General features: G+C 51.3%; 9 protein-coding genes. 2 read left to right on the top strand and 7 right to left on the bottom strand.

From position 1 onward, the window contains the following. Nucleotides 1–193 (top strand): transposase (locus KIS30_09935; protein MBX8647054.1); only part of this gene is annotated, 193 nt, incomplete at its 5' end. Nucleotides 194–565: 372 nt separating this feature from the next. Here the strand turns inward: KIS30_09935 and KIS30_09930 are convergent. Genes KIS30_09930 through KIS30_09905 form a run of 6 tightly spaced genes read right to left on the bottom strand, consistent with a single transcriptional unit; the run spans nucleotide 566 to nucleotide 6,689 of the window. Further along, on the bottom strand, nucleotides 566–1,888 hold the full coding sequence (locus KIS30_09930) for an FAD-dependent oxidoreductase (GenBank protein MBX8647053.1): 1,323 nt from the start codon (nucleotides 1,886–1,888) through the stop codon (nucleotides 566–568). Between the two features lie 49 nt (nucleotides 1,889–1,937). Further along, complete coding sequence (locus KIS30_09925; protein ID MBX8647052.1) at nucleotides 1,938–2,645, bottom strand: ABC transporter ATP-binding protein; 708 nt, start codon at nucleotides 2,643–2,645, stop codon at nucleotides 1,938–1,940. Next, the gene (locus KIS30_09920; protein MBX8647051.1) at nucleotides 2,623–3,372 is read right to left on the bottom strand and encodes an ABC transporter ATP-binding protein; all 750 of its coding nucleotides are present in this window, start codon (nucleotides 3,370–3,372) and stop codon (nucleotides 2,623–2,625) included. The genes KIS30_09925 and KIS30_09920 overlap by 23 nt, the downstream gene beginning before the upstream one ends. Further along, complete coding sequence (locus tag KIS30_09915; protein ID MBX8647050.1) at nucleotides 3,369–4,322, bottom strand: branched-chain amino acid ABC transporter permease; 954 nt, start codon at nucleotides 4,320–4,322, stop codon at nucleotides 3,369–3,371. Before KIS30_09915 ends, KIS30_09920 begins: the two co-directional genes overlap by 4 nt. Further along, on the bottom strand, nucleotides 4,312–5,193 hold the full coding sequence (locus tag KIS30_09910) for a branched-chain amino acid ABC transporter permease (protein MBX8647049.1): 882 nt from the start codon (nucleotides 5,191–5,193) through the stop codon (nucleotides 4,312–4,314). The genes KIS30_09915 and KIS30_09910 overlap by 11 nt, the downstream gene beginning before the upstream one ends. 50 nt (nucleotides 5,194–5,243) lie before the next feature. Further along, complete coding sequence (locus KIS30_09905; protein ID MBX8647048.1) at nucleotides 5,244–6,689, bottom strand: ABC transporter substrate-binding protein; 1,446 nt, start codon at nucleotides 6,687–6,689, stop codon at nucleotides 5,244–5,246. A gap of 332 nt (nucleotides 6,690–7,021) precedes the next feature. On the opposite strand from KIS30_09905, the gene KIS30_09900 reads away from it, so the two are divergent. Then, nucleotides 7,022–7,342 carry an AbrB/MazE/SpoVT family DNA-binding domain-containing protein gene (locus KIS30_09900; GenBank protein MBX8647047.1) on the top strand — a complete coding sequence of 107 codons (321 nt, stop codon included), beginning with the start codon at nucleotides 7,022–7,024 and terminating at the stop codon, nucleotides 7,340–7,342. A 288-nt stretch (nucleotides 7,343–7,630) separates the two neighbouring features. Here the strand turns inward: KIS30_09900 and KIS30_09895 are convergent. Beyond that, nucleotides 7,631–8,060, bottom strand: a 430-nt coding sequence (locus KIS30_09895; protein ID MBX8647046.1) for a DUF4263 domain-containing protein, incomplete at its 5' end; no start/stop codon positions are given.

The following is an 8,060-nucleotide window of genomic DNA, read 5'->3' as shown; positions in this document are numbered from 1 at the left end:
GCAGCAATGGAAAAAGCTCAGGACATCGAACATGCTTGAGCGTATAAACCTGGAACTGAAGAGGAGAACACGCAAGATCGGAGCGCTTCCCAACGACAGGTCGCTGCTCCGTCTTGCAGTATCCATTCTGATGAATATAGATGAGGAATGGCAAACGGGAAGAAGGTACATTAACATGGAGGCTATGTCGTGAGTACAGGGAAGGTACAGGGTCTAGGAATCTACAGAAAGATCAGTACACTGTCAATCTATAGCCGCATTGAAAGGAAAACTGGAGCAGTCGTACCAGAGATTTCATGGAAATTTTCATTGAGAGGACGAAGTTGAGACGAACAGCGATCTTCCTTTTCCCTCCGGTTGTGAAACTGTGGGACGTCAAATTTTTACGCCATATCAGGAGCGCTCCTTCACGTATTGTCACTTGAAATCTCCGGGAAACATGGACGGGGACAAACTGTATCTCATCCCAATCAGGCTTCAACTGCATTCGGACCCGTCCGGGCCTCTGGATCCTGGGCCCGCCAGAATCACGCAAATGCCTAATGATTCAGCGCGTCCGATTCCATTAGCCGTCCATGTGCGCTGCTTCGTCAAAATTCCAGATCCGGTTGCCTCCTGTCTTCAATCTCATATGGTCCAGAAATCCTCCGTCTTTGAGCAGTCCGACCAGGTAAGCCGAATAGGCCGGTGCTCCCGTTGCACCGGGTGAATTGTAATTCAATACATGCAAAGACTGCTCGTTGCCTGTCACAACCGCTTCCGGAACGAAACCTTTCCTGTCAATCAGATTGCTCCTTATCCCGCCAAACCCCCTGTCCTGGAGCATATCCGGCCTGAGAGACGGAATGAATTTCTGCACACGCCCGCACATCGCGTCTCTGGACAATGAACTCCTCCATTCGGACCTTGCAAGTGAAATGAACTCTGCATTGACCGCCAGCTTTGCCTTGGGAAGCAACGGCCTTTCGAATGCCTTTGACAGCAGCTGTCTCAAGCCGGCAATCATACCACTGTACTGGTAAGGACCGGCAACCATCGCAGCATTGGGACCTATTTCCCTTCCGCCGTCGTGCCTTATGACAAAATGCGGATCCAGGAATGGAAATTCAGAGTGCGCCGGCAGGGAGTAAATGTTGTGCCTCACTGACGGCAGCATGTCCGGAAGGACCTTCCAGTAATCTCCCCTGAAGTGAATATCAGTGTACTGCATGCCAAGGCCCATCCTGTGCGCAATGTCAACGGCATTACCGCCCGCAGCGTTGATTACGAAATCGGAAGTTGCCTTCAGCGTAGTATCTCCGTTATTCAGCAACAGAACGTTTCTGCCGTTGCTGCTCTCAATGCCAGTCAGTTTGCTGTTCAGCAGGAGATGCAGACCATTCTGCCGGCATATCGACATCACCGCCCTCGTGAATGCCCCGTAGTCCACGGCAGCATCCGTCCTGCACAGGAGCGCTCCACTGCATCTCACGTCCGGCTCAATCCTGCCCGCTTCACCCCTGTCGAGGAGGACCAGTTCCTCCTCTCCCATTCCATTTGCCCTTCCCCATTTCATGTAAACCGACAGTCTGGGCACGTCCTCCTCATGCAGGCAGATTTCAAGTGTTCCGTGCTGTCTCCATGGCAACGAGGCTGTTTCCGACAGCCGCTTCCACATGCCGTATGACTTCTGAGCCGAAAGTGCAAAGATCTTCTTCTTTACCGGATCGAGATAGAACGGCCTGTGCACCACGCCGGTATTGCGGGAGGATGCGTGAACGGCAACATTGCTCTCCATTTCCACAAGCGCAACGCTGCCGTCGAAATGTGACGTCAGCCAGTAGGCAATGCAGGTTCCCAGCACGCCGCCGCCGATGACCGTGATGTCGAAGTGTCTCTCTCCGTTCACGGTTACGGAAACCGCGCCTGTGACTATAGATTATTTGCCGGAGGAGGCATCAGATTGCAAAATAAGCGCTCCGTATGGCATCGTTTCTTTCAGCCTCTTCCTTTGTTCCCGAAAATACTATCCTGCCGTGGTCGAGAACGAGCAGTCTGTCCGCGAGCCCGGCGAACTCTATGTTCTGCTCAGAAACCAGCATGGGCATTCCGCGTTGCTTCAGGGCCGAAAGCACCTCGATTATTTTTTCAGTAAATATGGGGGAGAGACCGCTGGAAGGCTCGTCCATTATGAGGAGCTTAGGGCTGGCGACGATTGCCTTTGCAACCATGAGCATCTTCCTCTGACCTCCGCTGAGTGCGGACGCTCTCACCCTGTCGAGCCTGAGGATATCGGGAAAAAGCCTGTGTACCTCAGCGGCTTTCTCCTCAGACCCGTCAGCGCTTCTGAGCGAGCTCATTGACAGATTTTCCCTGACAGTCATGGCAGGATAGACGCTGTTCTCAGAAACATAACACATTCCCATCCGTGCCCTTCTGAAGACGGGAAGTGCTGTCACGTCCTTACCGTCGAACAGAACGCTTCCGGATGTGAGCGGAAGCACTCCGGTAATTGCCCTCAGCAGCGTCGTCTTTCCCGAACCGTTTGAGCCGAGTACGACGACGCTCTCATTCGTTCCCACACTCAACGAACAGTCCCAGATGACCTGCAGTGAGCCGTAGCCCGAGGAAACGCCTTTAACGTCAAGCAGATTTTGATGCTCCAAGATAGACCTCCATCACTTTTTCATCATGCACAGCGTCTGTGAACCTGCCGTCAAATATCTTCCTGCCCGCATCCAGCACCACAACAGTGTCTGTGACCCTCCTGATGAAGCTCATCACATGCTCCACCACCACCACGGCGTCAATGCCCTTCGCAATATCCCTCAGCAGTTTTGCAACACCGTCCATCTCGGTGGAATTCAGTCCGGCTGCAAGCTCGTCTACAAGCAGCACACGAGGTTTCGTTGCCAGTGCCTTGGCAAGGTCGAGCATCTTCTTCTGACCTGTGTTGAGCGTCTCCGCCTTCTTGTCGGCGAACTGTAAAAGTCCGGTGAGTTTCAGCAGATCATCAGTGGTAGACTCCATGTCATTGCGGTGCGAACCCTGTTTTCCCTGTCCGAACAGAACTGCAATCTCCACATTCTCGGCTACAGTGAGGCCGCCGAACGGATGCGGTATCTGGAAAGTCCTGTTTATGCCTATGTGCGATCTCCTGTGGGGCGAAAGCCGTGAAATGTTTTTCCCCTCGAAAAGAATCTCTCCGGCATCGGGAAAGAGCAATCCCGAGATTATGTTGATGAGTGTCGTCTTGCCGGAGCCGTTGGGGCCGATCAGGGCGAGCGTTTCGCCCTTCCCGACAGACAGACTCACGCCGCTCAGAGCTTCCATCCTGCCGAATGTCTTTGTTATTCCACGGGCTTCAAGCAGCGCCGTCACGTTGCCTGTCATGAAATGCCACCGTAATATTTTCTGATTATCGGCAATATGCCGTCGGGTATGAAAAGAATCAGCAGCACAAGCAGGAGACCGAATATTATGAGCAGCAGGTTGCTGAAATACAGTATGAGCATCTCGTAGGTTGCGAACAATATGATTGTTCCGATCACTGGCCCGAATGTTGTCCCCCTGCCGCCGAAGAGCACGAAAACTATGACGAGCACTGAGTAGTCGGTGAGCGAAAATACCGCTTCCGGATAGAAGAATCCGAGATACCAGCCGAACAGGCCTCCGGCCAGGCCAGAAAACAGCGCGGAGAGCAACCACGCATAATTCCTGTAGCGCAGGCTGTTGACGCCTGCAAGTTCAACCGCAAAACGATCCTCCTTTATTGCCTTGAGGGCAATACCGAAATATGATCGTGACAGTAGAATTACCGCGAGCGCCGACACAATTGCGACAACGGCAGTGACCGCATAGTCCACATTTGGCGAATATGCCTGAATGAATGATATCCCATAAGGGCCTCCCGTGACGGAAGTGAGCGACGTGTTGCTCACTGCCAGGTACACAACCTCAAAGGCGGCCAGGCTTGCTATCGCAAAATATGCTCCGGAGAGTCTCAGAAGCGGTGTGAAGACAAGCGCCAGGAGGCAGGCGAGGAGCGCACCGACCAGCAATGCGAGTGCGACAGGCGACGAATAATGTGCTATCATGATCGCTGTGCCGTAAGCACCCACGGCGAAAAAAGCGCCGAAACCGAACGGGAGATATCCTGTGAAACCATATACTATGTTTAGCGCGTCGGCAAGTATGATGAATACTGCGAGTTCCATCAGTATGCTCTGATTGGCCGTAAGAACAGGGCCGAGCACGAATATTACGGCCAGCGGTATTACCATTTTGACAGCATCTGTTTTTATCCCTTTTCCGCCCGAAAGGAAAAGGCCGTTAAAATTCACGCACTTTCCTCCCCATGAGTCCTGTGGGCCTGATGAGTATTACTGCGACTAGCACAACGAAGGGTACGAGCGATGAAATGTTCGGAAAATAGAGTTCTGTGTAGCCGTATGTGAAGGCGAAAACCACGCCGCCGACAAGCGTCGCAAGAGGGTTTCCCAGTGCGCCTATGATTATTATTGCAAAGGAGATGAGAGTGAATGTTGCCCCTATGGCAGGAGATGTCGGATAGCTTATGAAAGAGGAGAAGGCGCCGGCAGCCGCTGCCAGCGTCAGCCCGGTGGAAAATGCAATTGCCGAAACGGTGCCTGCATTCACACCGTTGGCGGCAGCCTCCTCCCTGTTTATCATCAGCGCCCGTGTCTGCAGCCCGAGTCTCGTATGGTAGAGATAAACGTAAATGACCAGTATGAAAAAGACGGATACGGCAGCAGTGACAATCCAGGCAAACGGAACGGTGCTGCCTGCAATGCTCACGTGCAGCGGCCTGAAGGCAGAGTAAGGAAGCGTTCTGTAATCGACGCCAAAAAACTGAATCGCCAGTCCCTCCATCACGAACGAAAGGCCGAAGAAGAGAATAAACGAACTCATTTCAGGATCACCGGATTTGCGGAGCCTCGGAACGAGCAGATAATAGAGGGGAATGCCGGTTAGGAAGAAAACAGGAACAATGAACAGCAGTGCCATGAGCGGATTGACAGAATAGGTGGACAGGAGCAGGATGGCGGCATAAGAGCCGAGGACAATGAACTGGCCATGTGCCAGATTCACTATCCTCATGACGCCAAAAATAAGGTTGAGGCCCAACGCTGCAAGGGAAAAGAACGCCGAATAAATCAGCGATGTGATTAAAGCGTCCAGAAACAGCTGCATGAGTCGGGCACTCTATCCGTCATGTGTCGTGCTTCACTCGAACATTGCCGTCATGCCACGCCCGCCCGCATGTCTCCCTGTGCCATTATGAGGGCTGGGAACTGCTCCAGCGCCGTTGAATACTGGAGATACAGCGGCGTGAGAGCGTGGTTTTGCGTAGCATATGCGACAGCGTTGGCATTTGCCAGAACAACGCTCGGCGCAGGATAGATGGCCGTTCCTGTGGCCACATTGGTTGGATAAATCACCACCGGACTCAGGCCCGATGATCCCGGCTGGTACTGCATGAGATCCATCGGCATTCCAATTTGTGCGCCTGTCGATGTGTTGATGACGAATGGTCCTTCGAGCGTCGTCGTGTTGCCGGAAAGCTGGTTTGCCGCATGCCGTAAATCAAGCTGATTCAGGTTTCCCGCCACCGAAATCGTCTTCCCGATAAGAAGTCCGGCGTTGTACCCCGCAATGTCGTTGAAGTTTGGCACACTTCCATACAGTGATTGCCATTCAGACACGAATTGTGATGTGGTAGGACCGAGGGTGACATTCGTGTATTGCACAAACGGAGGCGAAGCATATGTGTATGTGTAATTCAGACTGCCGGCCGGTGTCTGTGAGAAGACTGCCGAATAAGCCAGTCCCGAATATATGGTGAACACGAACGGGAAATGCATATTGTCCGCGGCCATTGCACTGTAGAAAGACAGGTCATTGTCAAGGTAGCCCAGTTCAAGGACCGCCTGGGGGGATGTGGCATTGATCGACTGTAGCAGTGTCGAATACTCTGCGGCGCTGGAGGCAGATGTCGCCTGATAGTAGACTGGCGTGATGCCCGCTGCAGTCAGCTGGCTGTCGATGGTACTGGCCTGGGCTGCTGTGAACGCCTGATCGGTGTAGAGTATTGCGACTTTTGAAATGGACGTCCTGTGTGTTATGAGATACTTGGAGAGAACAAGCGGCCACTCAGACGACACGAGTATCGAGAGATCGACAACATATGGATTCGTTGCCGAGAAGAATCCCGGGGTTGATGCGGTCGGATCAAAGAGAAGCACGTGGTGTTCCTGCGCAATGGAGATTGCAGGCGCCGTTAGTGTAGAGCCGAAGTCCGCAACGAGTATGTTGACATGGTCGACCGTGATGAGGTTTGTGTAATCAGTTGCCGCAGTGCTCGTGCTGCTCTGATCGTCGTATGTCACCAGCTTGAGCGGCAGCTTCTTGCCGTAGCTTGAAACATATAAGCCCCCTGCTACATTCGTCTGGTTGATCCACAGCTTCAGGCCCGAAAGCTGATATCCGGAAAGCTGCGCAAATGCTCCTGAGCTGGCATACAGCGTCCCTACTAGTATGTCGGCCGGTGCGGCCTTCCTGCTCGACTGCAGCACAGCATATACAGATACTGCAGCAATAATCAAAATTACAACGACAACGAGCGCAATAATGGCGTTCCGGCGCGATGGTTTCGAGGCACTCTGCGAACCTGTTCCACTTGAAGTCACTTTTTTCCCCTCACGTTTTTGGCAGGATTCATTGTTACTGCCTGCCCCCTTAATGCCATTCATTCGTAATAACATTTCGAAAGATTATGGGGAACCTGTTACAGGCCCGTACGAATAAGGGCAAAAAAGCTTCCAGCGCCATGCGTTTGAATACGGCAGTTGGGTGATGAATTGCTTGCAATAGCAAAATTTTTCTGTTTACAAAGAGGTTCAATCCAGATCGTTAGCGCCTTCAAGAGGGGTTACAGGCGAAGGAACCTGAATCAAATACAAGATGGGCAATTTATCTGTGTCTGGAGTGTAGCCATGGCTATCGAGTCTGGCGCTTCCGGATGCAACTGGAGAGGTTAAAAAAATTCAGTATTAATAATGTGAGCCATGTGACTGAAGGAACGATTTTAAAGAAAATTAAGGTGAGCAACGAGGAACGGATATCGATTCCGGCCGAAATGCGGAAAGCGCCAGGCATCCGGAAAGGGGACGATCTGCAGCTGCTGAGAAACGGCGACAGATTACTTATAGAAAAGCCAAGCCACGTAGTGCAGCACCTTGAAAATGACATTTCGGCCATGATGACAATCAGTGAAGCCTCGCTGAAAAAGCTGTGGTTGTCTAAGAAGGAAGTTGTCTGGAACCGATATTTGGAAGATTAAGAACACACCTGAAGTTTCACTCATAGATAGAAGAAACAGTCACTCAAATCATCTGGAGCAGATGGTTGAGAACTCCTGGAAAGACAGGATCTTAAAGAAGTTACAGACGAAGCTGTAAAATACCATGGTGGCAGACGTATTCATCAATATTCGGGACACAGAGATTTGGGATACAGAGCAGTGTTCCTACCATCGAGTTGTCTTCACGAAGGCATCAGAAAGAGATGTTCAGAATCAGCTTGTGATGATCACTGACGACTGATGCATCGAAGCAACCACAACAACAAATCAACGTTTCACATCCACATTCTTTCTTCGCTTCTTTAGAGTCTTAATTACTTGCCTTGCCTCACCTATAACGTCGTCATAAGTCAATATCGTTATTTTACTAAGAATAGCATTGTGGCTCTCGAGTAACTGCTTTTCGTTTTCCTTTCTCCGCCCTATCACTATTATCCCTTTTGGGTAAAGGACGTCCATGTTCGTTTGCTCTTTGTGAGAAAGATAATTCACATGATAGTAATGAAGATACTCAGCCATTTGTGACAAAGCGTCTTTAAGAGCCCCACTCATTCTAGGTTTCCTTCCAAGAGTAAATAACTCATCTGTTGGCAACTTCAGTTCAAGTACGTCGCTGAAGCCGCTCTCTTTCTCTAGGATGAAATCGTTGCGCCCCTTTAGACCGGCCCACATTTCCCTATGAATTCTCCGATACCTT

This window comes from Candidatus Sysuiplasma acidicola, from assembly GCA_019721035.1.
GTDB classification, from domain to species: domain Archaea; phylum Thermoplasmatota; class Thermoplasmata; order Sysuiplasmatales; family Sysuiplasmataceae; genus Sysuiplasma; species Sysuiplasma acidicola.
This window is presented reverse-complemented; position numbering and strand designations above follow the sequence as displayed.